Raw genomic sequence first — 26,567 nt, forward strand, 5'->3', positions numbered from 1 at the left:
GTCGCGCAGGAACAACGCCGCACACATAAACCGGCCGCGCAGCAACAGCGTCATCTAGCCAGTCGAATGTGGCATCTGCGACGAATTGGGTCGCGAATGCTCTTGCCTCGCGTCCACCATCCCCGCAACTTGCACTAGACAAGAGCTGGAGAACCAACATGCAAACAACAACCCGCGTGGCCGTCATTGGTGGGGGCGTCGTCGGTGCCTCGGTCCTGTATCATCTGACAAAACTTGGCTGGTCCGATGTGATGTTGCTGGAACGCTCCGAGCTGACATCAGGGTCGACTTGGCACGCAGCGGGTGGTTTTCACACGCTCAACGGCGATACCAATATGGCCGCACTGCAGGGGTATACCATCCGGCTTTATAAGGAGCTTGAGGAAATCACCGGCATGTCGTGTGGTTTGCACCACGTGGGCGGTGTCACATTGGCGGATAATCAAGACCGCTTTGACATGCTGCTGGCAGAGCGGGCCAAGCACCGTTTTATGGGGCTGGAGACCGAAATCGTCACGCCCGAAGAGATCAAAAAGATCGCGCCGGTCACCAACATTGATGGCATCATCGGTGGATTATACGACCCGCTTGATGGGCATTTGGACCCTTCTGGAACCACGCACGCCTATGCCAAAGCCGCGCGTATGGGCGGCGCGACAATCGAAACCCACTGCATGGTGCGCGAGACGACCCAACGCGCGGACGGCACGTGGAACGTGGTCACCGACAAGGGCACCATCCACGCAGAGCATATCGTGAATGCAGGTGGTCTGTGGGCGCGCGAAGTCGGCGCGATGGCCGGCATTTATTTCCCGCTGCACCCGATGGAGCATCAATATCTGGTCACCGAAGACGTGCCGTTGATCGTTGAAATGATGCAGGACGGCCATGAGCACCCCCATGTGATGGACCCCGCCGGTGAAAGCTATCTGCGCCAAGAAGGTCGCGGATTGTGCATTGGGTTTTATGAGCAAACATGCCGTCCCTGGGCCGTAGATGGCACCCCGTGGAGCTTTGGTCAGGACCTGCTTGCAGATGATTTTGACAAGATAGAAGACAGCATTAACTTTGCTTACAAGCGTTTCCCAGACCTCGAAACTGCTGGCGTCAAAAACGTGATCCACGGCCCCTTCACCTTTGCACCCGATGGCAATCCACTGGTTGGCCCGGTGCCGGGGGTGCGCAATTACTGGTCTGCGTGTGGTGTCATGGCAGGATTTTCGCAAGGCGGCGGCGTCGGATTGACGCTGGCGCAATGGATGATCGAGGGCGAGCCTGAGCGCGATGTGTTTGCCATGGATGTTGCGCGTTTTGGTCCATGGATCACGCCCGGGTATACGCTCCCAAAGGTGACCGAGAATTACCAAAAGCGCTTTTCAGTGTCTTATCCCAACGAAGAACTACCCGCCGCGCGACCCAACCGTACAACATCGATGTATGATATCTTCAGCTCCATGGGGGCTGTTTGGGGCCAGCAATTCGGGCTTGAGGTCGCTAATTACTTTGCTACGGGCGATGAGCCGAGTTTTGAAACACCATCCTTTCGCCGCTCAGACGCGTTTGATGCAACGGCCCGCGAGGTCCGCGCAGTGCGCGAGGCCGTTGGCATCAACGAAGTACAGAACTTTGGCAAATACCTCGTGACCGGGATCGGTGCGCGTGCGTGGCTTGATCGGATCATGGCGGGCCGTGTCCCACAATTGGGGCGCCTGAGCCTGACGCCAATGTTGTCGCCCAAGGGCAAGTTGATCGGGGATTTCACGATCTCCTGTTTGGCGCCGGACCGCTTTCAGCTGACGGCATCTTATGGCGCGCAAGCCTATCATTACCGTTGGTTTTTGCAGAACCTTGATGAGGGTGTCGCGGTTGAAAACATCTCTGACAGCCGGACCGGATTTCAGATCGCCGGGCCGAATGCGCGCAAGGTCCTTGCAGCCTGCACCCGCACCGATATCGCAGAAATGAAGTTCCTCGATGTCTGGCCGATGACCATTGGTATGTCTGAGTGTCTGGTGCAGCGCGTCAGCTACACTGGCGATCTGGGGTTCGAGATTTACTGTGATCCGATGGCCCAGCGACAACTGTGGAACACGCTTTGGACCGCCGGGCAGGAATTTGGGATGGTGCCTTTTGGCATGCGCGCGATGATGTCCTTGCGCCTCGATAAGTTCTTTGGCGGCTGGTTGCTGGAATTCGGGCCGGATTATACGGCGGCCCAAACCGGGCTGGACCGTTTTATCAGCTTTAAGAAAAACACCAATTTCATTGGGCGTGCCGCTGCAGAGGCAGAGCGCACAACGCCGCCCGCCCGCACCCTTGTGGCGTTTGACGTCGCCGCGACGGATGCGGATGTCCAAGGCTATGAGCCGATATGGCTGAAGGGTGACGTTATCGGATTTTGTACTTCAGGGGGGTATTCGCACCATGCGGCCAAGTCCATCGCGCAAGGGTTTGTACCGCGTGATGTTGCGCAAGATGGATTGGAAGTAGAGATTGAAATTCTAGGTCAGATGCGCCTTGCAACCTTGATCACCACGCCGCTGTTTGACGCGGATGGCGCTCGGATGCGCGGATGAGCGACCCTGCGATTGATCTGCCGATCATCGTGCTTGCCGCCGGGCAATCGCGCCGAATGGGCCGGGATAAACTGCTGTTGGAGATAAACGGCGTGCCGCTGGTGCGGCGTCAGGCAAAAATAGCGCGCAGCGTGACGCAAGGGCCGGTCATTGTTGCTGTGCCGCCGTTTCCCCATGCGCGGTATGCGGCCCTCGAGGGGCTGGATGTGACGGTTCTCCCGGTCAAGGATGCGGCAGAGGGTATGGGTGCCAGTCTGCGTGCTGCCTTTGCGGCTTTGCCCCCGGATGCGGTGGCGGCGATGGTATTGCTGTCAGACCTGCCTGATCTGCAAGAGGAAGACTTGAGGTCTGTCGCCCAAGCCGTTGATCTAAATTCAGATATCTTGATTTGGCGTGGGGCGACACAGGACGGAAAACCCGGCCACCCTGCCGTTTTTGCCGCCAGCCTATTCCCGAAATTCCAGGGTATTTTGGGTGACAACGGTGGCGAGAAAGTTGCGGCAGAAGCGATGCCTCACATCAAGTTGATCCCTCTGCCCGGCAACCGTGCACGCCGCGACCTTGATACGCCCGAAGATTGGGCCGCGTGGCAATCACAGTCCTCTTAAAACCAAAAACGGAGCGATTTCTCGCTCCGTTTCCGAACTGCCAAGGTCACTAACCCCTAGCAGTAGCTGCATTTCTTGCGCTTTATGATGCGCTGTTATTTTGTCGTAATCAACCGCGCTTCGTGCTTTTTCAAGGAACGGCGTGCGGAGGTGTATCCGTCTATCCCGGTGCGGGTGGCGAGTTCTGGAAAGATCTCCAGAATTTCTTGACGTTGAGCGTTGCCCACGCCCGCCAGAGAATTATCACCAGGCTGAAAACTCTCGGTCCAGGTACCGTCAGACAGGATCACTTCATGCTGTTCAAACATGATGTGAATGTAGGTTGTGCCAGAAGCATCCACGACATCCACGCCCTCAAGACCGGTGAGGTGCTTGGCTGCGACCAACACTTCGCGTTCCTCGAAATAAAGCGCCGTTTTGTCGTTGGCCACCAACACGCGGTGGTTGGGAGAGACCATCATATCGCGCTCGGGTAGATCGTTGCCAAGCGCGCCTTGCCGGATCAGCACAGGGCGCAGATGTTCGGCTCTTGCGAAATCTTCACCGGAGAATTCCTGAGCGCCGACCCAGCGAATTTCTTGAATGCCGTTGTCACGGGTGATGACCCGGTCGCCTAACTGCAGATCCTCGACCGAACGCTCGCCCTTGGGCGTGGCAATGCGGGTACCGGGCGTAAAGCACGGCACCACTTTTTCGATGTTGGTGAATTCAAGTTCGCCTGCAGGATTATCGTCTTCATCAAAGTAAAAGACCGTGCCGTTTTCACCATTCAAGGGATCATATTCGATCTCAAGGCGGCCCCCTTCAGGGGCAGAACCGGTCAGATCGAGGCAATCAAAATCGTCGCCGGCTTCGTTGCCGTTGACCACATCGCCTGCATTCACGCCGGTGAACTCATCGCGGTCCGCGCCCCCCAGCATGGTGTCATCGCCGTCACCACCCATGAAGCTGTCGTTGCCGCTTCCGCCCAAGAGGCGGTCGTCACCATCGCCGCCGTTCAGTGTGTCGTCGCCGCGATTGCCGCGCAGGGTGTCGTCACCGATGCCGCCATCTTGGCTGTCGTCGCCCTGCCCGCCGATAAGGCTGTCATCGCCTTGCCCACCGATCAGCGTGTCATCGCCTATGCCGCCGCGCAGCGTGTCATTGTCGATTTCGCCGTCCAGAAGATCATCACCTGCGCCACCGAACAGCAGGTCATCATCATCCGCGCCAAAGATCACATCATCGCCCGCACCACCTTCAACCGTGTCGCGGCCATTGTCTGGGCGCAGATCGGGGCCAAAAAACGGGTTGGTGCCATCATCTTCGATATTAAGGATATCGAGGACACCAGGGGCATTGCCGGCATAGATCGTGTCGTCGCCTTCGCCGCCTAGGATGTCGTCATTGCCTTCGCCGCCAATAATAAGGTCGTCGCCATCATCGCCTTGCACGATGTCATCATCGATGCCCGCGTTGATCACATCATCGCCGTCCCCACCTGTGATGGTGTCACGGTCATCGCCTGTGATGATGGTGTCATCACCGTCACCGCCGTCGACGGAATCGCGGTCATTCTCAGGATCGGGATCAGGTGGGAACAGACCGGGGTAGCCACGGTCAGGTAATACTGCGCCAGAGCCGCTGTTGATAAAGTCATCGCCTTCACCGCCAACAACCGTGTCATTTCCCGAGCCGCCAATGATGGTGTCATCGCCTACTTCGCCGAACAGCTCATCATCGCCCAGCTGGCCCAAAACCACATCATCGCCTTCGCCGGCAAAGACAGTATCGTCCCCACCGCCTGCGCGAATAAAGTCGTCATCGGGACCCGCACCCGGCAAGAGCGCGTCGCCCGCATCAACCATGTCGCCCTGAGGATCGCCTGTATAGGCTATGTCGATCAACTCACCGTCATCGGTGCCGTCAACAAAGCCGTCACGCGGGTCTTCGCCAACTGTGACGGTGACCACGGCCGTATCTGTGCCGCCGTTCCCGTCAGAGACGGTATAGCTGATGGCCGCGTCACCGGAGAAGCCATCTGCAGGGGTAAATGTAATTGTACCGTCGCCGTTTATCGCAACCAAGCCATCATCGCTGGAGGTCTCTGCGACACTCAGCGTGTCTCCATCAACATCTGTATCGTTGCCAAGAACCGGAATGGTCACCGGCGTCTCGAAATCGGTCAGATCAGCATCATCAACAGCGACAGGATCGTCATTAATAGGCGCGACCGTCACGATGACCTGGGCAGTATCAGAGCCACCGTTGTCATCTTCGATCGTATAAGAGATCGTCGCGTCCCCGTTGGAGTTTTCAGCTGGCGTAAAGGTCAGCGTGCCGTCGGCGTTTATGATCACGTCGCCTTCGGAGCTTTCTGCTGAGACCAAAGTGATCGGATCGCCTTCTGGGTCGGAATCGTTGCCCAAGACCTCAATTATCACCGCGGTATCTTCATCCGTGCTGGCAGTGTCATCTACTGCAATGGGGTCACCGAGTGCATTGCCACCGGCACCATCGGGCAAAATCAGGGTTTCGATCTCGTTGAAGGCCAGCGTGCCGGTTACGCTCCCATCCGCACCAAGGAACCCGATCGTGCCAGAGGTGGAATTGCCATCAGCGTCATCAGTCCGCGTCAGCACCCGCAGCGGGCCTTCGCCCGAGAGATCAAGTGTATCGTTGTCATCACCGCCGTCGCCGCCAGACACAACATCGCCTGCGTTGCCGCCAATGAATAAATCCGCATCATCGCCGCCCGACAGGCTGTCTTGACCTTCGCCACCGGTTAGCGTGTCATTGCCGGCCTCGCCAAATATCTCATCGTTGCCATCGCCACCGCTGAGGTCGTCGTTGCCGGCCACGCCGTCATCGCCAACAATTGCGGCATCAAAATATACGTCCGTGACGTTGATGGCAGAATTTGCGGAACCATCTTGGCTGTGCTCAATCACAATGCGCGAAACCGGGCCTTGGATGTCGACCAACACAGAATATGCAGGGCTTGTATTGGGCTCATACCCGCCATCGCTGTCAGCGGTGTCATTGCCCGCAACGCTGTCAGTATCCGAAAGAGTTAGATCAGAACCGCCTGTCAGAGTGACAGGGATCGCATTTCCATCCGCGTCAAACGCCAGGACGCGCACCACGCCGTCGCCATCAATGTCATTGATGCGAAAGTCCACGTTGTTTACGGCAGTGTCAAAACCAAGCTGATAACTGGCCATCTGGCCGAAACCGCGGGTTTCGCTGTCCAACGAGCTGTTGGCGTCAATTGCGGCACCATCGTCTTCGATGTCATCAATGAATTGATCAGCATCGGAAAATTCCGTCAGAACACGCGGTGTTTCGGACAAGATCGAGAAAGTGACGTTTGCATTGCCGGTATCTTGGCTAAAGCCGCCCTGCGCCGCGCCGTCGTTTGTTCCGGCAAGGTCCCACTCAAAGCTTTCGCGGACTGTGCTGTTTTCGTTGACGCCGCCGGGCAGATTGCTGTCGCCGTAAATCACGTCGTCGCCAGCACCACCGTCAACCACATCATCACCACTGCCTGCATAGACATCATCATCGCCTTCAAGCGCTGTCACGGTGTCATTGCCAGCCCCTGCATCAACGATGTCGTCTTGCGGCGCTTCGCCAGCAAGCAATGCGTCGTTGTTGTCGATCCGGTCGCCTTCAGCGTCGCCGGTATAGGCAAGATCGATCAGATCATCCCCATCGGTCCCCGTCACGATCCCGTCGCCATCACCAACAGCTGGAGCACCCTCATCGTAGATCAGATTGTCGATCGCGCCAGACCCGTTAAGCACAACCTCAAGCCGCGCGACGCCAGATACGTCCAGTTGCACAGTCGTCTGGCCATTATTGTCCGTTGGCCCGACAAATTGCTCACTCAGGACGTTGCCGTCTGCATCGTAAAAAATCATGCAGGCCGTTTCTTCGATATCGAGGAAGGATAGTTCTTGGATAAGCGCTGCATTCTCAAAATCAAAAACCAGACAACCACCGTTGGCGTTGTCATCGGGATCATTGCTGTCGCCATCCTCAGATACGATAAGAACGTTGCCGAGGTTCGACGTTTCAAGGTCAGTATCGCCGCCCGTTGGGTTGGCCGTGTCAAAGATCATGGCGTCGCCGCTGCCGCCAATGGCTGAAACAGCCACACCGTCGGCTTGATACTGGCCGTTTACAATTGTTCCCGCAGTCAAGCCATTGAAATCAATAGTTCTGATCATTGAAAAGTCTCCCGATCATCTTTACTCACAGGCGCGCAATGCGGCCGAACTTATTACAAACTTCACCATTTTGGCTGGTCTCGCGGTAAACGCACCATTCGAAACAAACCCCAAAATCAGAATCCTGATCGCTGGACAGCAGATCAGGGCATTTCATTTGGTCGTCTTCATTCACTCAAACCGTCTTGCGACGGGTATTTCGCAGATCACGAGCAACACGCACGAGAAACACATCAGATCAACATGGGGGAAGACAGCCAACAAACGGCCTTAGTATGCGTCAAATTTTGAGCACACCTTGTGGTACGGATTGCAAAATAGCAGCGTACACACGTCTCCCACATCGCAATGACGCGTTCGAAATGCAGCCGCCCCCGTAACCTATTTCCTTTACCCCCCAGTTGGGCAAGCACAGTGATACCGGAGTGTCAGAAGGCCACAAAGGGAAAAATGTCCCAAAAGTGTCACGAATGAGGAACAATGAGGCACAATTGGGGCGAGAATATTTCACGGCCCTTCCCCCATGGGTAGTTCATTGTTTCTTCTGCACTTTTTTCATTGGGGTCCAGCATCATGAAACTAGGGTGTTTTTTGTTCACTTCACGACAAAGCCGCTGAGAACGACTGCAAACTGCGTTTCCATGCTCGAACCAATTGCCACAAAATCGGCACAACATATGGCCTCAATATCACCAAAAATTGAGGAAATATGGCGTTTTTGACTTGGAACCAATTGGCGTGATCTTGCAGGACTAGGCGCCATTTGCGCATCAATCCGCCTCAATTGAAACGAATCAAACGTCCCATAGTTTTAGTCGAAACTGTTGTTTTTTTGGGGTTTGGGCGCGACGATCGCTCCGAACTGGAGCAAATCTGCCAACGGTACACATTCAAGACCGTACGGCCGGCTTCAGGTACCCATTGAAGCCCTCATAACCACAGCAATAAATGAATGGCTCATGACGAGCGCCGCAACGCGACAAAGACTTTCCACGCATGGCTTTCGCTTCGATGAAACAGAAACGCACCGAAGCAGCGCTTGGCCGTTGTACTGGCGTTGGTTCGTTATCCCAATATGCCCCCTGTTGCGTCCCGGTAAAGTCAGAACCAATTGATCTGTATCAAAGTTCTCCAGACGAAGTAGCATAAACGGAACTCTCGCAATTCCGAGAGAAGTACCTATTGAATATTGAACGCCTCACCAAACTAGCCGATTTCATTCAAACCAACTCTGATCCAAAATTTAGGTTCGACACGACAGTCAGTTTAGACACTTTCGGCACCGCTGGGTGTATCGCAGGTACAGCGGTGCATCTCTTTGGTGACACCCGAGGAATGCGATACCACGATATGGTTGAGGGGTATTTCTGGGAAGACATCCAGGCCCAAGCCCGTGATCTACTTGGGCTTCCACAGGATGAACCTGATCTTTTCGATTACTTGTTAGCTCCGGCCCCCTGCACCCTCAAAGATGCCGCCGAGGCGATCCGCCGGGTGATGGTGGGCAAAGAAGCATGGACGACGAGGAGCGATGACACCCCCGCCCGAACATGACATTATCGGGCGCTGATAGATTGGAGCGAACAATGAAATTTGCACTTATAGCCGCAGCGCTGATTATTGGCGAAGGGAGCGTGTCTGCGGAGGGGGTGACTGGTGCGGAGCGGCAAGCCGATATTGCAAAGATGAATAGCAGGCCACTCGCGGAAAAGTGTGAGGGTGCGGGAAAGACAGCATCTATGCTTGTCCATGACCACCACACCGGGGATACGATGCGAAAAGGTATCTTTGATCTCGGTAGGGAAGAAGCCGCAAAAGGACGCTCCGGCTTTTTAGACCATATTGGCCGCATCTACGGCCTACCTATCCCGCCCACCGCAGAGGGGCAAAAGAAGCAGCGGGAAGACGAGGGTGCGAGAACAAGAATACGCTGCCTAATAAACGGGGAGCGATCAAACGATCCAGACCCATCATACACAGAAAAAGCCCCCACCAGCTAAGGCAGGGGCTTGTTTTGATGTGGTGTGACGACTTGCGGGATAAATTCGCCCCCTGTCAGGCCGTCCCTATCGATACCCCCGCCCAAGGCAGAACTGGCGGTTCTCGGCATCACCGTTTCACCAAAACACTACATGATGCATGCCGCATGATCTGAGCCGCATATGCTCCAAGTGTGTGAAGTTTAACTTCAGGTCGGTGAGCATTGACCAATATTAGATCTGCCTTGATTTTATCGGCCAGCAATATGGCTTGCTCGCCTACGCCTCCGCGCAAAACATGTTCAATCGAACTAACGCCCGCATTGACACAAATGCCGCTCAACTCTTCATGAGCACGTGCTGCGGCAGACTTGATGCTTTCCTCTGATACGAAGGGTTCGACGTAGCTGAAATGGCCGTAAGGCATAACATAGGCCACATGCAGCTCGTCGCCTGAACGACAATGGGCCATCGCTTCTTTGCAGAGCGCGATGGCATTGTCGCGGTGTGCGATGTCTACCATGGCCAAGAGAATTCGTTGGGTCATTTATCAGCTCCTATTTACTGAGTAACTCAGGCAACCACGTCGCCAAGCCCGGAAAGAAGGCTAGGATGATGATGAAAACACCCATCACGCAGAACATTGGAAATGACGCTTTTGAGATGAAGCCCATGTCCTTGCCGGTCATGCCCTGCAATACAAAGAGGTTGAAACCGATTGGCGGCGTGATTTGCGCCATTTCGACAACGATCATCAGGTAGACCCCGAACCAGAGCATGTCGAAACCAGCGGAACGCACCAACGGTTCAATCACGGCCATCGTTAAGACGATCGATGACAGGCCATCCAAAAAGCATCCAAGGATGATGTAGAAGATTGTCAAAATCGCGATCAACGCGAAGGGTGACAAATTCCAAGCACCGATGGTTTCAGCCAATGCACGTGGGATGCCGGTAAAGCCCATTGCCAGCGACAAAAACCCGGCCCCCATCAGGATCAACATGATCATGGCGGTTGTGCGCACAGACCCCATGATGCTTTCGGAAAAGCTGGATAGTGTGAATGTGCGTTGCGCCAGCGACAGCAGGATCGAACCTAACACGCCAAGGGCAGCAGCTTCGGTTGCGGTCGCAACACCTGAATAGATCGACCCAATAACAGCGCCGATGAGCAGGAGCACAGGCAAGAGATCAAACATCCGTTTGCCCAACGGTTCAGAGCCAACATCATCAAAAATGGGCTTGAACGTCTTTCGATTAATCAGGGACCAGATCACGATATAGCCCATGAAAAGCAGCGCAAGGCACAAGCCCGGGATCATCGCCGCCATAAACAGCTTTGAGATGCTTTCGTTCACTGTGACGCCAAAAATGATCATTGCGATGGATGGTGGGATCAATAACCCCAGCGTCCCTGCGCCTGATAACGTCCCAATGATCATGCTTTCGGGATAATTGCGGGCACGCAGCTCGGGGATCGACATTTTGCCGACTGTCGCCACCGTCGCTGCCGATGATCCTGAGATTGCTGCGAAAACCGCTGATGCGCCGACGTTGACGTGCAACAAGCCACCGGGAAGGCCGCGCAACAGCGGTGCGAGCCCCTTAAACAGTGTTTCTGACAGCTTCGTTCTGAACAGAATTTCGCCCATCCAGATAAACAAGGGCAACGCTGTCAGGGTCCAAGAAGACTGTTCTGACCAGATGGTGACGGCCATAGCGTCACCAATGGGTGTTGATGTGAATAGCCACATGCCCACGATTGCCGTGGTCAAAAGAGCTGTGCCAACCCAAACGCCTAATCCCAAGAGGACAAACAGCGTTGAAAGGAAAATTACGACTGCAAGAACTTCGCTCATACCTCATTAGGTCCTTCATGTTCACTGGTTTCTGGGTTCACTGCATCATAATCAAAGACGGCTTGGATCAGCGTGTGCACGACTGAAACCGCCAAAAGGAATGCACCAACCGCGACCGGCAGCTGAGGAATCCACATCAAGATTGCATCGGCCCCTTCGCTACGCTCGCCAAAGTCCCAGCTGTCATAGACAAGGCGGTACATGTAGAATGCGAGGAAGGTCATCACGATAGACATGACACCTAGGCCAAGGATTTCGACCATGCCGCGCCGCGATCCCTGAAGGTTCTGAATAAGCAGGGCGACGCGGATATGGCCTTGGGTGCGGAAGGTATAGGCAAGGGCCATAAATGTGCTTGTCGCCATCACATAGCCGGCCACATCAGTGGCACCGCCAGCGTAGAACCCGAACATCCGTGAACTGATGCTGTACAGCACGAGGCAGCACAGCAAAATCAGCAATGCACCGGATACCACAGCCCCAATCCGGTAAATTCCGTCAAGGATCTTTGAAATTGATCTCAGCATATTTCCCCTCCCAAAAACGTGCCGACGGGCAATCACATGACTGCCCATCGCTGTTTTTTAGTTTGCGTATGCGTCCAGGACGGCGGCACCAGCGTCTCCCGCGCGCTCAAGCCACGCGGCTTTCAACTCTGCACCGACTTTTTCGAACTCGGCCTGCATGTCCGCGTTCAACGTCTTGACTTGCATGCCGTTGGCTTCGAACTGCTCAACGTACCAGCCGTCCAACTCCTCTGCCTTGGTCCAGCATGTGGCCTCAGCATTTGCTGCTGCGGTTTCGACAGCGGCTTTGTTATCGTCGCTCAGACGGGCCCAGGCTTTGCCATTCACAATGACCATGTTGCGCGGCAACCATGCTTTTACGTCGTAGTAGTAGCCGACGTGTTCCCATAGTTTGCGGTCATATCCGGTAGACCCAGACGAAATCATGGACTGAGCAACACCGGTCGCAAAAGCTTGGCTGAGTTCAGCCGCTTCAATCTTGGTTGGCAGCATGCCAAGCCCCTCAGCCATTTTCGAAGTCGTCGCATTGTAGGCGCGGAATTTCATGCCCGAAATGTCGTCCAGCGAATTGGCCTCTTTGACCGAATAGAAACCTTGCGGTGGCCATGGGCAGGAATAAAGAAAGTGCAGACGGCTTTCTTCCAGCGCTTCGATTAAGGCTGGTTTAGACGCTTCATAAAGTTTCTTTGACCCCTCAAAGCCGGTCGCAAGGAACGGCACGGAATCGACCTCAAAAAGCGCGTTGTCGTTGCCCAATGCCGAAATCAGCCGCTCGCCAATGGGTGCCAGACCCTTGCGAACTGCGCCAAAGATTTCGGAACCGCCGAACAATGATCCACCGGGGTGCGTTACGATTTCTAAATCCCCAGCGGTCGCTTCCGTGACAGCTGCCGCAAACTCCGCGGCGATTTCAGAATGATAATTGGTTGAGGAATAGGCCAATGCCATGTCCCATTTTTCAGCTTGCGCTGTGGATGCCGCTGCAAATAACGCCGCTGACCCGGCCAAAATTTTGACGAATTTCATCATGAACTCCCTGATATGACTCTTAGAGTTCGAGTGTTTGGTGAGGGTCTGACGGGTTCTGCCTACCATTTTGCCGGATACCCGAACAATTAAGACAAAATGCTGGAGCTCACGATCAATATTTCGTTTCTGCGATCAACGTCGTCGCGCTTGCAACATGCGTTACAAGCCAAATCGTTTTGGATTAAAGGGGCTTTCATCGATACGAGGTAGCGAATTACACATCAAACAGGCCAGCAAATCGGCGGTGCCTGCGGATGTACTTAACCCCACATGCTGGTGCCCAGCCGCGATCCAAAGCCCCGGAACTCGACCAATCGGTCCAATCACCGGCAAACTGTCAGGCAAGGTCGGACGGTTTCCTACTGCGACTTTGGGCTGAACGGCCGTCCCTAGATCAATCGCGTCCCGGGCAAAGGCAACCGCTTTGGTGAACTGATTTAGATCCGGAGGCGTCGCCAATGTAGTGAGCTCTGTTCCTGAGGATATCTGAACCCCACCAGATCGTGGAGACGCGACGTAGCCGCCATCTGCGTCAAAGAATGGGCGGGTCAACGCAGATTTGGTTGGGAATTTTTGGAGATATCCCCGTTCAATCGCCAAAGGTATCTTCATTCCAAGTTTGGCGAGCAAGCTGTTGGTCCAAGGTCCCGCTGTGAGGACGACGTTGTTGAATTCGGCCACGCCATCCATTTGCAGACGAAGTGAGACCCCAGCGCTGTTAGGCGTGACGTCCAGAACCGTGTCTTTGATGACGGTAACTCCAAGGTTTTTGGCAAGCCTCAGATACGCAGCCAACAGCGTTTTAGGGTCCGTATGCATTGAATCGCAGACATGAACCGCGCCTGTAAAAACACCAAGCAAAGCGGGTTCGACCTTGGCAATTTCCTCAGTTTGCAACGGGCGTGTGCGAACGCCGCGCCTTTCAAGCAAATCGGCATGCGCCTTGGCACGCTCAAAACCGTCGGGGCCGCGATACGAAATGAGCCACCCTTCAGATTTCCACAATTCTCCCCCTGCTCGTTCCGAGAGTTCCGCATGACATTTTCGGGAGTGCTCAATCAGATCACAGAGTGCTGCTGACACGCGGTCAGAAACCGCTGGCAAAGCGTTTCGTAGAAAACGCGCGGCCCAAGGGATTGTCGTAACTGCGGCTTTGGGATTGAGCCGGAAACCGGGATATCGGCCCAACAGCATACCCGGCAACTTTGGAAACAAGCTGGGGTTATTGATCGGGATGATTGAACTGGTCGCCAGAACACCTGCATTCCAGCGAGATGTCTCGGATCCGGGGGCTTTGCGGTCTATCAGCGATACTTGATGGCCTCTGTCAGCCAAGGCGATAGCAGTGCAAATGCCGACAATCCCCGCGCCGACAACTGCTGTTTTGGTCATCCGCGAGTGACCAAGGAACGCTGATCATCTCGGCCTATTGAAACCAGGATAGGATCCTTTTCCTGACGTTTTTGAAAGTCGTCTTTGCTGGAAATGCCGTCCCACTTCATCGCAATCAATGATTGCGCGACGGCACCTCCCAACGTGGTTCCCGGACCGGTGGTGATGAACACGTCTGGTGCAAATGTTTTGGCCGCGACCTGAACAGCCGTTGTGAAATCATAAGTTTCCACGACCTGATGGCCCAAGGTGTATCCCCATAGGTCCGAGGCCCTGCACGACCTAGGGTGCCAAACTGCGCCGCGCCCATCAACCAAGGGAATGTCGGGCGGGCTAAAATTGACCTCAGACAAAAGCGATTGCCCTTGCTTCGCTATCGGACATTGTAGAGCAGTGTGAAAAGCTGCGTGATTGGGCAAACGCATCGGATATCTGCCGCCCAAAGGTGGCACCGCACTTTCAAACGCGCGCAATCCCAGCTCATTTCCCGCTACAACCAACATGCCACCAAGGTGGATCGAAACGGCCAAATCGTGGTCTTGACGTGTGGCAATATCAGCCACCATTTCTAAAAGGCTCTCTTTTTTTCCCGGTTCAGCGATCCAATTGTCATCAACAAACGGATATAGGGTTTGCCCCCCAATCATGCTGTCTTGCATCAATGTGCCCATGGTGTTCACGACCTCAAAGGCCGCTAAAGAAGCCAAAGCGCCAGCCACGGCCAACGCGATATACCATCCCATAGAATTTCCGGTGGCAGCAAGGACGTCATACTCATTACTAATGGCCTGTGCGTCGAAGTAGGAGGAGGCGAAAATAAGTGGCGACGCATTGTCGCCGCGGGTATGTTTCACACCGGAAAACCGTGCCGCGCTGTCCAAATCCCTAATCGTCTCTTGATTTCGCGCTGTCCTCAATTCATCAAATTGCGAGATAAGATCTGATTGATCCGCATGGTGGCGGCCCAGGTATCCAAGTTCGCCTTTGTTATAGGTGCCCCGCCCGGGGCAAATGATAACCGCTGTTTTCTTCATGATTTACTCCCACACAGGTCCACTGCCGCCTCAACGATCCCATTCGTCGATGGCAATGTTGCCGCATAAGCTGGGCCTGTTGCGATGAAACAATCGTCTCCTGTCAGCCGTGCAATCTTGCGACGTCCGGCTTCTGTGAAAAGCGCCATAAGCGCCTCAGATTGACTGCCGGTTTTTCGGCATTCGTCAACGATCAAGACCGCTTTGCAATCTTTGGTCTTTTCCAAAAGCGCGGCTTCGGGCATCGGGGCAATCCAGCGCATATCAATGACACGGGCATCTATGCCTTTACCCTTTAGAATGTAGGCAGCCTGCTCCGACAGATATCGGCCGTTTCCATAACTGACGATGGCAATGTCGGTGCCGTTTCCTTCAACACCAACCTCGCCCAGCCCAATGCGGCGATCAGGTTCGGGATATGTGCACATCCACGCTTTATCTCCGTCGGCATGAAGGTCCCGCATCGGATAGAGCGCGATGGGTTCGACAAAGACAACAACGCGTTGTTCTCCGCGAGCCAGCCGCACACATTCGCGTAACATACAGGCGGCATCGTCACCGCGCGATGGGCAGGCGATGATCAACCCCGGTATGTCGCGCAGCACCGCCAGCGAGTTGTCATTGTGGAAATGCCCACCGAAACCCTTCTGGTATCCTAACCCGGCGATGCGCAGCACCATGGGGTTGGTGAATTGCCCATCGGAAAAGAAACTCAGCGTCGCGGCTTCCCCGCGCAGCTGGTCCTCAGCATTGTGCAGATAGGCCAGAAATTGGATTTCGGGGATAGGCACAAACCCGTTGTGGCCAAGCCCAATGGCGAGACCCAAAATGGATTGCTCATCCAGCAACGTGTCAATGACGCGGTCCGGCCCAAAGCGTGCCTGCAATTTCTGCGTAACGCCGTAGACGCCGCCCTTTCGGCCGACATCCTCTCCGGCAAGAACCACTTCTTTATGGGCAAGCATTAAGTCGGCCAGCGCCCACCCAATCAGCCGGTTCATCGGTTGAGGGCCTTTCATCGCGCGCAGATCGTTGCCGAAAACCTCCTCGCGCTTGTCTGTGGTTGGCCCGTTGGTTGCAGCGCATTGTCTTGAAGGTGGAATGAGGCTGGCCTTAACTTCCGCGCGGGTACTCAGACGGCGACGTTTAACCACCTGCCCTGAAATGCGAGCGCAAATATTGCCTGTGTCCTCATAAACGTCCAAAGCCTGCGCGGGCGTGCACGCATTTGCATCGCGCAACAGCCGCACCGACTGCAGCAATGGATCGTTTGCCTCGTCCGCCTCGATTGCTTTTTTATCCCTGTAGGTTGCCTCGACGTCAGAACCTGCGTGGCCATACAATCGAATAGTACGAATATGCAGGAACGCAGGTTTGCGATGCTCGCGGACATAAGCGGCGGCCTGTTTTGAAACGCGCAACGTTTCGACCATATCCAGCCCATTGCATGTAAAATATTTTAAACCCGGGCGATGCGCAAAGCTGGATGCGATCCATCCCTTTGGTGTTGGTGTTGAAATGCCGATACCATTGTCCTCACAGACAAACAGCAATGGCAACGTCGCCGACTGGTAACTTGCCCAACACGCGGCATTGATTGCGCCTTGTGCAGTAGAGTGGTTGGCGGATGCGTCACCAAAAGAACACATGACCAACGCGTCAGATGGCATTTTCACATGCTCGACCTCAATCCGCCTTGCGAGGCCGATTGCGTAAGCTGCTCCGATGGCTTTGGGCAAATGGCTAGCAATCGTGGAAGTTTGCGGTGGAATATTCAGGGACACTGATCCAAGAACCTTGTGCCGTCCGCCCGAAATGGGATCGTCGGCCGATGCTGCAAAACTAAGCAAAATGTCCCACGCGGGTGTTTCGCCCGGGACCTGACCTGCGCGGGCAATTTGGAATGCCGCATCGCGGTAATGCAGGAATGCCATATCCGTAGGTCTTAGCGCCGTTGCGACGGCCGCCATGCCTTCGTGGCCACTGGAGCCAATGGTGTAAAACCCCTGCCCTGCCTTTTGCATGTCCCGGCTGGTTCGATCCAATTGCCGAGACAGACATTGCGCCCGAAAGATTTGCATTAGAACATCCGGGGCCACATCGCTTGGGGCGGGCCCATCCGGTAGATCGCCCGCCTTAACGCGGCGTAGAAAATTCTCATGAACGATGAGCGCTCGATCCATCCGGGGATGCTCCTAATAGAATGCCTGACGGCCAGTTTGTGTTCGCACAAAAATCAATGAATGGGCGTCGTGTAAACCTTCATTGACCTTGATCGATCCAAAGTTCACCATGTGACGCATGAAGACACCGCGTTGTGCCCCATCGCACAGTGCTGGGTTGGCGCATAGGGGATCCTGCCATCTCGATTGGGACAAGCTCGGATTGTCTTTTCGTTCAAGGTTCGAGCCATAATACATCCCTTCGCTCTTGGTTTGGCTACTATGTCCGATGAACTGCGCAAACGTAACTTGACGATTTGCCGGAAGATATGATTTCTTCGGCAATATGACAGATTCCAATTCAAAATGGCTGAAGGACGAACTCGATCGAAGCATCATTCGTGAGCTTCAGCGCAACGCGCGCGAGTCGACCTCCAATATCGCCGCCCGTCTCAATGTTGCACGCTCGACCGTTCATGAGCGCATCGCGCGGATGGAAAACTCTGGTGTTATCTCCGGGTATTCTGTTGTTCTCAGCCGAAACCCAAGTGCAGAAAATGTGCAAGTCATGGTGTTTTTAGAGATAAAACAGCAAGAAACGCGCAAGGTTTTACATCGCATTTCTCAATATTCTGAAGTGCGCGTTTGCTTGTCGATCAATGGTGATTTTGACTTATTCGTCAGCGTTGAGGCACCTCGCATCGAAGATCTTGATCTCGTTATCGATGAAATTGGGATGTTACCCGGCGTTCTGCGCACAAAATCCTATGTCGTATTTGGCCGACGATTTGACAGGCGATATAAGGAGACAGCTCAACGGATTGCGGCGCAGGTCTTCTCAGATACTCCGTAATACCAACAAACGAGCTCGACAGTTTCTAGTAAAATGCTGACAGACCTGCAATTTGTGCAGAGAAATCGCTTCGTTTGTCGAACAAGTTGCTGAAGGAGCCATGCGAAATGCAAAGAGACCGTCCGTTTCTCGGCGTGCTAATGTTAGACACAGCCTTTCCACGCATTTTGGGTGATGCTGGAAACCCCAATAGCTACCCTTTCCCAACTAAGATCGAGACCGTAACAGGTGCCGGTGCACCAGATGTCGTTGCTGCACATGGTCCGCGCGCCGAATTGACTGAATCGTTCATTGGTGTTGCGCAAAAGCTGGAAGCAGATGGCGCCATTGGCCTTGTTTCGACCTGCGGGTTTCTAGTGCATCGACAGCATGAGATCGCAGCCAGCGTAAATATCCCTGTGATGGTTTCCGCATTGTCACTTTATCCCATTTTGAAGATTGCGACGGGCGGCGCACCTATAGGTGTGCTAACCGCATCAGAACCAAACCTTGTCGACGGAACATTGCAGGCAGCAGGCATTGATCCTGGCGGCGTGGAAATTGCAGGGCTTGATGGCTGCAAACCTTTTTCAGATGCGATCCTCGCTGAGAAGCTATCACAGCCCAGTACGCTCGATGCGCAAGAGATAGAGGCCTTCGCCATCAGCCAGGCGAAATCACTGCTACAGCGAAATCCGAGTATCAAATGTTTCTTGCTCGAATGCGGGAATTTGCCGCCCTATGCAGAGCCCATTCGCGCAGCGACAGATCGTCCTGTCTTTAGCATCCTCGACGCTGCGCAAATGATCTGGAATGGGTCAGAACGGCAAGGATTCTGAGGTTAACGACAGCGGATCACGTCCGGTTTTCTTCAGCCACGAGAAGACCGGGGGAATGCGTTCAGCTAGAGATTCCACAATGACATCTATGAAGCACGGACCATCGTGCAGAAGCGCTGCATCAAAGGCCCTCTCGAACTCCTTCAATGTCTGAACACGCCAAGATTTTAAGCCAAACGATTCAGCAATTGCGGCGGCATTGGCCTTGGTAAAATCGACCGAATAGCAATCATTCACACCTCGGCCCTGCATCCTTTGAAGACCCTTGATCCACCCGAAACACCCGTTGTTGAACTGGATCAGCGTGGCCGGGCAATTCAGGCGGACAAGTGTTTCCAACTCGCCGACGCTCATGTTGAAAGATCCATCACCAAACAACCCAATGACCGCCTTTTCGGGCTCGGCTTTCCATGCCCCGACAACGGCAGGGATCGCATATCCCAATCCTCCATAAGCACGTGGAATAATGAATGTGCTGTCGGTGTCACCCATCCGCAAAAACCGCGTCATATAAGGCGTGGGCGTACCCGCATCCGAGAGAATATTGACCGGATGGGTCAGCCGCTCAGAGAACGCGCGCACCACGGGTTCGGGCCGCAATGGCAAAGTGGTGTCGTGAAACAGGGGCTCTGCCCCCTCCCAAAATTCTGTGCGGTAGCCATTCAGCGTTTCAATCCACACATTCCCTTTGGGTGCATGATCTTTGGCGGCCTCAGTCAATGCTCCAAGCACCAAACGCACGTCTCCTGCAATCGATAATGTGTTGTTCGTCACATTGGACAAGGCCTGCGGATCGATATCGACTTGCGCGACCAAACGATCAGGATTGTGGGACGGAAAGGACCAGCCAATCGACACCACTGAGCCGACCTTTGAGCCGAGATACACAAGCAAATCGGCTTCTTCCATCGCCATATTTGCATGCGGATGATAGCCATTATCGCCAATGACGCCGATCGCAAGAGGGTGATTATCGGGCATCGTGCTCTGGCCCGTAATCGTCGTTACGACAGGGATATTCATCTGCTCAGCAAAGCGCCGCAGCTCTGCGCGTGCTTGCGACCGATTTGCGCCACCACCTGCGATCAGCAAGGGCCGCTTGGCGTTGTCGATCAGATTAACCAAAGCCTCAACCTTACCGGGCTCAGACATGGTTGGGTATGCAGGGAACGACTTGCATTCCTCCTCACCGTGAAGAGAAAATTCTCCAACCGGCACTTCTGCAAGCAACATGTCCTCGGGAATTACGATGTGCACAGCGCCAGGTTTGCCAGTGGTCGCGATACGGAAGGCACGGCGGATAATTTCGGGAATTTTCTCTGGGGATTTAGTTTGAATGGACGCTTTGGTCACCGGTTCAAACAATTTGACGGTGTCCAATTCAGTGATCACACCGCGCCCTTCGCCGGGCAGCGGGACGTCAATTGTCATCAAGATAACCGGAACAGAAGATGCATGCGCCTCGGCCACTGGTGGTAGTGAATACATCGCACCCGCACCTGACGGCGCTTCAAACACGCCGACCTTGTTAGAAATACGCGCATAGGCGTCTGCCATATAACCCGCGCTGCGTTCATCGCGGCACATAATTTGCTCGATGTTGCCGACCCGCCGCTGCAAGGCAGTATAGAGCGGAACATTGGTATCACCCGGGACGCCAAAAATGTGCTCAACGCCATACAGCTCCAGCATTTCGACAAGTATGTCTGAACCTAACATCATAATCTCCTTTGTTGATCTGACATTGCGGAACCAGTTGATCGAGCATGATCCAGCAAAATGTCGGAAAATTCCAAAAACCTGGCAATTTACTGGGATGCGCCGAGGGCGCGGATCGGTTCATCTCAGGCGAACAACAAATCAAAGGAAAACCACATGTCGTTTCAAGAGATTTTGACTGCCTGCGGGCTGACCGAAGACGTCACAACCGGTGGATCATTGTCTGTCACTACGCCCGTTGACGGGTCTGAAATTGCCAAAGTGAAGACGCATTCGATCGAAGAGGCCGCTGCCATGATCGCCCTAGCAAACGATGCGTTCAAAGCATGGCGGTTGGTGCCCGGTCCACGCCGCGGCGAACTGGTCCGTATTCTTGGCGAAGAGTTGCGCGCTGAAAAAGAAAACCTGGGGCGTCTCGTGACGCTAGAATGCGGCAAGATCTATCAGGAGGGGCTGGGTGAAGTCCAAGAAATGATCGATATTTGCGACTTTGCCGTGGGCCTGTCGCGGCAACTTTACGGGTTAACTATTGCGTCAGAACGGCCCGGTCACGCGATGCGTGAAAGCTGGCACCCTCTTGGCACGTGCGGCGTGATAACGGCCTTCAACTTTCCGGTTGCCCCCTGGTGTTGGAATGTGGCGCTAGCGCTTGTGTGTGGTGACCCAGTCATCGCAAAACCTTCCGAAAAAACACCTCTGACGCAAATGGCTGTGCAGATCATTTGCGAACGCGCCATGTCACGGTTTGGTACAGACGCACCTGCAGGTCTGATCCAATCCCTCATTGGCGAGCGCGATTTAGGCGAGGCACTCACAAATTCGGACGATGTGGTGCTCATTTCTGCGACAGGATCCGTGCCAATGGGCAAGGCCGTCGCGACAAACATGTCAAAGCGCCTTGGCAAAACGATCCTCGAGCTGGGCGGGAACAATGCGATGATCGTGGCTCCTTCAGCGGACCTGGAAATGGCATTGCGCGCCATCGTGTTTTCAGCAGTTGGAACTGCCGGGCAACGATGCACCTCCTTGCGGCGCCTAATTGTGCACGAAGACATCTATGAAGAACTGATCCCGCGCTTGATAAAAGCCTACTCAACCCTACCCGTTGGGGACCCCCTTGATGCCAAGACTCTTGTCGGCCCGCTGATAGATCAAGGCGCGCTGACAGCGATGATGACATCGCTTGAGACAGCAAAGTCGCAAGGCGGGACAGTGCACGGTGGCGGGCGAGCGTTGGCGGACGAATTTCCTAATGGGGCCTATGTCGTACCCGCAATCGTCGAGATGCCCGAACAATCTGCCATCATGCATCACGAGACATTTGCGCCGATCCTCTATGCGGTGAAGTACAAAACCCTTGAAGAGGCAATCGCACTGCAAAACGATGTCCCCCAGGGTCTGTCCTCCTGCATCTTCACCACCGATCTGCGCGAAGCTGAGACGTTCCTATCTGCCTCCGGCTCCGATTGCGGCATTGCCAACGTTAATATCGGACCGTCCGGCGCAGAAATTGGGGGGGCATTTGGCGGTGAAAAGGAAACAGGTGGCGGGCGCGAAAGCGGCTCGGACGCGTGGAAGGCCTATATGCGGCGCCAGACTAACACGGTTAATTACTCTCGCGAGTTGCCGCTGGCGCAAGGCATTAAGTTCGACATCTAGATATTTTGAGAAAGGACAGGCGCCAGTTATTTTGGGCAAGGCGCTCCATAATTTCTCATCCAAAAAAAAGGTTAACAGTATGAAAAAGATTGCAGTGCTTGGTCTCGGGAAAGTGGGGAAACTGGCGGCAGATTTGCTGCTTGGTTCGGGGTTTGAAGTAACGGGCATTGATTTGTCCCCCAGCGCCCCAGACACACCCTATTCCGTCAAGGCTTTGGATCTGTCCTCTGATGCTGGCGTTGCCGAAGAATTCGCGGAACAAGACGCGGTGTTATCTTGCTTGCCGTTCATGTTGAACAAACGCCTCGCAAAGATCGCGCATGATGCTGGCATCCATTACTTTGACCTGACTGAGGATGTCGCTACCACCAAGTCCATCATTGAATTGAGCGCGACGTCCAAAGGCCTGATGGCACCGCAATGCGGGCTTGCGCCCGGGTTTGTTGGGATTGTGGGTGCCGATTTGATCGCCTCTTTGGATGACTGCCGCAGTTGCAAAATGCGGGTAGGTGCCCTGCCCCAAAACCCGACGGGTTTAATGGGATACGCGTTCAACTGGTCGCCTGAAGGCGTTGTGAACGAATACCTTAACGATTGCGAAGTCATTGAAGACGGGGAAATCAAATGGGTGTCCGCAATGGAATGGCTCGAGGACATATATATTGATGGCATCAAACTTGAGGCTTTCACGACTTCAGGCGGGTTGGGCACGATGTGCGAAACCTACCTCGCGAAGGTCAAAAATATTGATTATAAAACAATGCGCTACCCCGGTCATGCCGCGCAAATGAACTTCTTCTTTCATGAGCTATTGATGCGTGATCGCCGCAAAGAAGCTGGCGAAATCCTGATCAACGCAAAACCGCCAGTGGATGATGATGTCGTCTATGTCCACGTCGCCGCAGAGGGCACAAAGGACGGCAAACTGGCGCGCCGAGAATTTGTACGTGGTTACCGGCCAATTGAGATCGCCGGAAAATCTCGAACAGCCATTGCATGGACAACTGCCGGATCGGTCGTTGCCATCATCGAGATGGTGCGCGATGGCAAACTGCCCAATAAAGGGTTCCTGAAACAAGAGGATATCTCCCTTTCAGACTTTCTGGCGACACCAACCGGTGCGCTTTACGTCGCCTAAATCAGGCGTTCCAAGAGGGTCGAATGCCGTTCGAAAAGCTGACCGCATTGCCAATCTGGCCTTGTCCAAGTGTGTGAACGTATGCACAGAGGCCAAGCAGGTGATCATTCCTGCGCCCTGTTGGACACCCTACATCGATGTGATCACCCTGTTCGAGGGCACCCCGAGTTATTGTCAAATCTGGTGTTTAAGGGTTTCTGGTCATGCGGCGATCTGGCTGTTTTCAGTGGCTTCAATTCCGTCTTTGAATGCGACGCCGGTGATGACTTTGGCGAGGTAGTCAAAGCCGCGTAGTTTCCTCCAGTTTTGCTCGGCGCATTGCCCCAGCTTGAACATCATGTGCAGCATGCCGTCGCGTGAGAGGCAGCCCTTTGATCGTTTGGTGCGATGACGGATCGTGGCAAAGGCGGATTCAATTGGATTACTGGTGCGGATGCTTTGCCAGTGTTGTGCTGGAAAGTCGAAGAATGCCATGAGTTCCTCGCGGTCCTTTTGCAGGCACAGCGTCGCCTTGGGGTATTTGGGTTCGTAGGTTTTGATGAACAAATCTAAGGCCTTGCCCGCATCATCTTTGGTCTCAGCCTGCCAGATGTTGTGGATCGCAGCTTTGGCCTTTGGCTGAGACAGCTTGGGCAAACAGTTGAGCACATTCATAGTTTTGTGTTGCCAACAGCGTTGATGACGGGTCTCAGGATAGACTTCATCTATGGCGGCCCAGAACCCCATGGCACCATCTCCAATAGCAAGTTTCGGGGCGTTCATTCCCCGGCTTTTGAGGCTGAGGAGAGCCTCGCGCCAGCTCTGCGTGGACTCGCGCACCCCGTCCTCAATAGCCAAGAACCGCTTCTTGCCACGGGCTGTTACCCCCACAATCACAAGGGCGCAGAGCTTGTCATCCTCGCCCCGAAGGCCGCTGTGGACACCGTCAGCCCAGATGTAGACCAAGGGCTCATCGTCCAACGCTGCCTTTCTCCACTCGCCGTATTCGTTGGCCCAATCGCGCTTGAGCCGTGAGACCGTATTTGCCGACAATCCCGCCGCATCAGGGCCCAGAAGAACCTTGAGAGCCGAGCCCATTTCACCGCTGGAGATGCCCTTCAGATACAGCCATGGCAAGGCCGCTTCCAACGTTTTGGTTCTGCGCACGTACGGTGGCACCAGGGCCGAATGGAATGTCACGGGCTGGCCGTTTTTTGAGCGAACCTTGGGAATGCGCACGTTCACGGGGCCGATGCCCGTTTGGAACGGGCGCTCGGGATGATGCCCATTGCGCACAACAGTCGCATGACCGGCCTCAGTGCGCGCGGTGGTAAACTGAGACAGATAGCTTTCAAGCTCAGCTTCAACGGCTGTTGCGATCAATTGCTGCGCTCCTGTTCTCAATAAATCCGTCAGCGCGTCCGTGATCCCGTCTCGACGCGAAAAATCAACAATGTTAGTCGTTTCCATGGTGGTGTATCTCCTTCGGTTGGGCTGCTGTCTCGCAACAACAAATCAACCAGATACGCCGCCAACCTTCAAATCCCCCAAACACCAGATTCAGTCATAGCTCGGGCACCCCATAACTGTGATCTGCGGGCCCTAACAGAACTTCAAAATCACACCACAGCAGCTGGATACTGCCATTAAGCCAAAGACCAAACGTACCATGCTGAACTCGCCATCTAATCCCAGCGGTATGATTTACTCTGCGCAGAACTATCCGTGCTGGGAGAAGTGATAAAAACTCCCTCATGTTTGGCTCCTGTCAGATGGAATATACGAACATATCAGTTATTCATAATTCCCTTCTTGCGCAGATGCTCTATCCGCCGAAGTTAAGTTTGGCGATTGATTTCGCAAGGCAACCAAGCCGCTTTGCAGGAACTGTACAGATCTAGGTGGTCGACCCGGGCACCAACAAATACCCGATGTCATGGACATTCTGGGTGGGGCTACCTTGCAGCGCGTCAAGAAGCACTTCAGCCGCGGTCTGACCAAGTTTGAGATGTGGGATGCGAACAGTCGTCATGCGGTATGGTTGGATAGAAAGAACCGGCAGGTCGCCCCACCCCGCAATTGCGATATCGTCAGGCGTCGCCATGCCCCGCGCTTGGCAATATTGCATACCACCAACGGCCATGTTGTCGTTTTGATAAAACACCGCTTCGACATTCGGAGCCGACGCCAAAAGCTGCTCCGTGCCATAATATCCGGGATAAAAACCGGGAACATCGTGTAGGCACAACTGCTTGGTCACTTCCCCACCAGAATCCGTCACGGCCTTTGCAAAACCATCCATTCGCGCAGATGCAGCGTTTGCCGAAATATGAGATGTGCCGACATAGCCAAATTTACGGTAGCCCTTGGACAGCAAATGGCGACCCATGTCATACCCGCTATCATAGTGATCCAGCCCGACGCACATATCCATCGGAGACGAATTGAGATCCCAAATCTCGACGATCGGTATCCCTGCAGACCTCAACATGGATTGCGATTTTTGAGAATGCGCACGGCCTGTCAGAATAAGGCCAGCGGGCTGCCAAGAAAGGACCCGTTCGATCCATTTCTCTTCTTGATCAAGCGCGTGCTGGGTAACTCCAAGAACCGTTTGATGAGAGAAAGCGCCCAGCTTTCGATCAACCCCCTCCAAAATCAAACCGAATACTTCGTTCGCCAACTCAGGAATAGCGACCCCGACAAAGGTAGATCGCGTGTCGCCTGCAAAAACAGCGGCGAGTCGATTCGGCAGATACCCTAATCGTTCGATTTGCGTCATCACTTTGACACGCGTAGTTTCTGAAAAGCCGCCTTCGTCACGCAGAACGCGACTCACTGTCATCTTGGAAACGCCTGCGGCCTTGGCCACATCATTTACACCTACTCGATTGTTCTTAATAGAAATAGTGTCTCTCCACGGCCGCTTACGTTACCCGTAACATTTTGCGTTGACAGCGACGGGTTCCACCACAATGATAGCAATACGTTACGGGTAACTCAACAGTCTTGGGAGAGGCAGTT

The 26,567-nt window shown here is 54.3% G+C and carries 19 protein-coding genes; 8 read left to right on the forward strand and 11 right to left on the reverse strand.

Going from position 1 to position 26,567, the window contains the following annotated elements:
* Positions 1-158 precede the first annotated feature (158 nt).
* Both C1J03_RS13000 and C1J03_RS13005 read left to right on the forward strand, forming a co-directional pair.
* The gene (locus tag C1J03_RS13000) at positions 159-2,576 is read left to right on the forward strand and encodes a GcvT family protein (protein WP_114886987.1); all 2,418 of its coding nucleotides are present in this window, start codon (positions 159-161) and stop codon (positions 2,574-2,576) included.
* A complete protein-coding gene (locus C1J03_RS13005) occupies positions 2,573-3,184 on the forward strand; it encodes a nucleotidyltransferase family protein (RefSeq protein WP_114886988.1) in 612 nt (203 codons plus the stop codon). Before C1J03_RS13000 ends, C1J03_RS13005 begins: the two co-directional genes overlap by 4 nt.
* A gap of 95 nt (positions 3,185-3,279) precedes the next feature.
* On the opposite strand, the gene C1J03_RS13010 is transcribed toward C1J03_RS13005, so the two are convergent.
* The gene (locus tag C1J03_RS13010; protein WP_114886989.1) at positions 3,280-7,395 is read right to left on the reverse strand and encodes a Hint domain-containing protein; all 4,116 of its coding nucleotides are present in this window, start codon (positions 7,393-7,395) and stop codon (positions 3,280-3,282) included.
* Between the two features lie 1,182 nt (positions 7,396-8,577).
* On the opposite strand from C1J03_RS13010, the gene C1J03_RS13015 reads away from it, so the two are divergent.
* Entirely contained in the window at positions 8,578-8,949 is a 372-nt protein-coding gene (locus C1J03_RS13015) for a hypothetical protein (RefSeq protein ID WP_114886990.1), read from the forward strand.
* A 32-nt stretch (positions 8,950-8,981) separates the two neighbouring features.
* Entirely contained in the window at positions 8,982-9,395 is a 414-nt protein-coding gene (locus C1J03_RS13020; RefSeq protein ID WP_114886991.1) for a hypothetical protein, read from the forward strand.
* Between the two features lie 109 nt (positions 9,396-9,504).
* On the opposite strand, the gene C1J03_RS13025 is transcribed toward C1J03_RS13020, so the two are convergent.
* The 7 genes from C1J03_RS13025 to C1J03_RS13055 all read right to left on the reverse strand — a co-directional run bounded on the left by C1J03_RS13025 (position 9,505) and on the right by C1J03_RS13055 (position 17,398).
* A complete protein-coding gene (locus C1J03_RS13025; RefSeq protein WP_114886992.1) occupies positions 9,505-9,921 on the reverse strand; it encodes a universal stress protein in 417 nt (138 codons plus the stop codon).
* 10 nt (positions 9,922-9,931) lie between these two features.
* Positions 9,932-11,233: a TRAP transporter large permease gene (locus C1J03_RS13030; RefSeq protein ID WP_114886993.1), complete on the reverse strand. Its 1,302-nt coding sequence runs from the start codon at positions 11,231-11,233 to the stop codon at positions 9,932-9,934.
* On the reverse strand, positions 11,230-11,760 hold the full coding sequence (locus C1J03_RS13035; RefSeq protein WP_162798534.1) for a TRAP transporter small permease: 531 nt from the start codon (positions 11,758-11,760) through the stop codon (positions 11,230-11,232). The genes C1J03_RS13030 and C1J03_RS13035 overlap by 4 nt, the downstream gene beginning before the upstream one ends.
* Positions 11,761-11,817: 57 nt before the next feature.
* On the reverse strand, positions 11,818-12,789 hold the full coding sequence (locus C1J03_RS13040; RefSeq protein ID WP_114886995.1) for a TRAP transporter substrate-binding protein: 972 nt from the start codon (positions 12,787-12,789) through the stop codon (positions 11,818-11,820).
* Between the two features lie 159 nt (positions 12,790-12,948).
* Positions 12,949-14,181, reverse strand: a complete 1,233-nt coding sequence (locus C1J03_RS13045; RefSeq protein WP_114886996.1) for an NAD(P)/FAD-dependent oxidoreductase — start codon at positions 14,179-14,181, stop codon at positions 12,949-12,951.
* Entirely contained in the window at positions 14,178-15,215 is a 1,038-nt protein-coding gene (locus C1J03_RS13050; protein ID WP_114886997.1) for an ACP S-malonyltransferase, read from the reverse strand. Before C1J03_RS13050 ends, C1J03_RS13045 begins: the two co-directional genes overlap by 4 nt.
* Positions 15,212-17,398 carry a dehydrogenase E1 component subunit alpha/beta gene (locus tag C1J03_RS13055; protein ID WP_114886998.1) on the reverse strand — a complete coding sequence of 729 codons (2,187 nt, stop codon included), beginning with the start codon at positions 17,396-17,398 and terminating at the stop codon, positions 15,212-15,214. Before C1J03_RS13055 ends, C1J03_RS13050 begins: the two co-directional genes overlap by 4 nt.
* 325 nt (positions 17,399-17,723) lie before the next feature.
* Between C1J03_RS13055 and C1J03_RS13065 the strand changes: the two genes are divergently transcribed.
* Both C1J03_RS13065 and C1J03_RS13070 read left to right on the forward strand, forming a co-directional pair.
* Complete coding sequence (locus tag C1J03_RS13065) at positions 17,724-18,230, forward strand: Lrp/AsnC family transcriptional regulator (protein WP_114887000.1); 507 nt, start codon at positions 17,724-17,726, stop codon at positions 18,228-18,230.
* A 107-nt stretch (positions 18,231-18,337) separates the two neighbouring features.
* A complete protein-coding gene (locus C1J03_RS13070) occupies positions 18,338-19,048 on the forward strand; it encodes an aspartate/glutamate racemase family protein (RefSeq protein ID WP_114887001.1) in 711 nt (236 codons plus the stop codon).
* Here C1J03_RS13070 and C1J03_RS13075 read toward each other — a convergent pair.
* Positions 19,028-20,770, reverse strand: a complete 1,743-nt coding sequence (locus C1J03_RS13075) for a thiamine pyrophosphate-binding protein (protein WP_216825854.1) — start codon at positions 20,768-20,770, stop codon at positions 19,028-19,030. The two genes, C1J03_RS13070 and C1J03_RS13075, sit on opposite strands and share 21 nt — an antisense overlap.
* Positions 20,771-20,923: 153 nt before the next feature.
* On the opposite strand from C1J03_RS13075, the gene amaB reads away from it, so the two are divergent.
* The gene (gene amaB, locus C1J03_RS13080) at positions 20,924-22,426 is read left to right on the forward strand and encodes an L-piperidine-6-carboxylate dehydrogenase (protein ID WP_114888995.1); all 1,503 of its coding nucleotides are present in this window, start codon (positions 20,924-20,926) and stop codon (positions 22,424-22,426) included.
* A 79-nt stretch (positions 22,427-22,505) separates the two neighbouring features.
* Positions 22,506-23,564 carry a saccharopine dehydrogenase family protein gene (locus C1J03_RS13085; RefSeq protein ID WP_114887003.1) on the forward strand — a complete coding sequence of 353 codons (1,059 nt, stop codon included), beginning with the start codon at positions 22,506-22,508 and terminating at the stop codon, positions 23,562-23,564.
* A gap of 201 nt (positions 23,565-23,765) precedes the next feature.
* Here C1J03_RS13085 and C1J03_RS13090 read toward each other — a convergent pair whose 3' ends face one another.
* Together C1J03_RS13090 and C1J03_RS13095 are read right to left on the reverse strand one after the other, a co-directional pair.
* Positions 23,766-25,013: an IS256 family transposase gene (locus tag C1J03_RS13090; protein ID WP_114883178.1), complete on the reverse strand. Its 1,248-nt coding sequence runs from the start codon at positions 25,011-25,013 to the stop codon at positions 23,766-23,768.
* A 427-nt stretch (positions 25,014-25,440) separates the two neighbouring features.
* Entirely contained in the window at positions 25,441-26,415 is a 975-nt protein-coding gene (locus C1J03_RS13095; protein WP_302661601.1) for a LacI family DNA-binding transcriptional regulator, read from the reverse strand.
* Between the last annotated feature and the right edge of the window lie 152 nt (positions 26,416-26,567).

This window comes from Sulfitobacter sp. SK012, assembly GCF_003352085.1.
Taxonomy (GTDB): Bacteria; Pseudomonadota; Alphaproteobacteria; order Rhodobacterales; family Rhodobacteraceae; genus Sulfitobacter.